Raw genomic sequence first — 309 nt, 5'->3', positions numbered from 1 at the left:
AGGGGCTGGCCCCTCGCGCTTTCCGAAACTTCAAACTCAGCCCTGCGCGGCTTTCAGCTCCAACCGGCGGGCATGCAGGACAGGTTCGGTATAGCCCGAAGGCTGCACGCGCCCTTTCAACACCAGATCGCTGGCTGCCTGAAACGCGATGCCGTCAAAACCCGGTGCCATAGGCTGGTACAGCGGATCGCCCGCATTCTGCCGGTCCACGACGGCGGCCATCTTCTTGAGGGCTGCCGTCACCTGCTCTTCCGAGATCACCCCGTGGTGCAGCCAGTTCGCCAGCGCCTGCGCCGAGATGCGGCAGGT

Annotated in this window: 1 pseudogene; it reads right to left on the bottom strand. The window is 64.7% G+C overall.

Annotated elements, in window-relative coordinates:
- Positions 1–36: 36 nt before the first annotated feature.
- A pseudogene (locus B4F27_RS15335) lies at positions 37–309 on the bottom strand (malate synthase G); the annotation flags it as partial.

It is taken from the genome of Sulfitobacter sp. UBA1132 (genome assembly GCF_002311545.1).
Taxonomy (GTDB): Bacteria; Pseudomonadota; Alphaproteobacteria; order Rhodobacterales; family Rhodobacteraceae; genus Sulfitobacter; species Sulfitobacter pontiacus.
The sequence above is the reverse complement of the archived record's forward strand: the minus strand, read 5'-3'. Positions and strand labels throughout refer to the sequence as shown.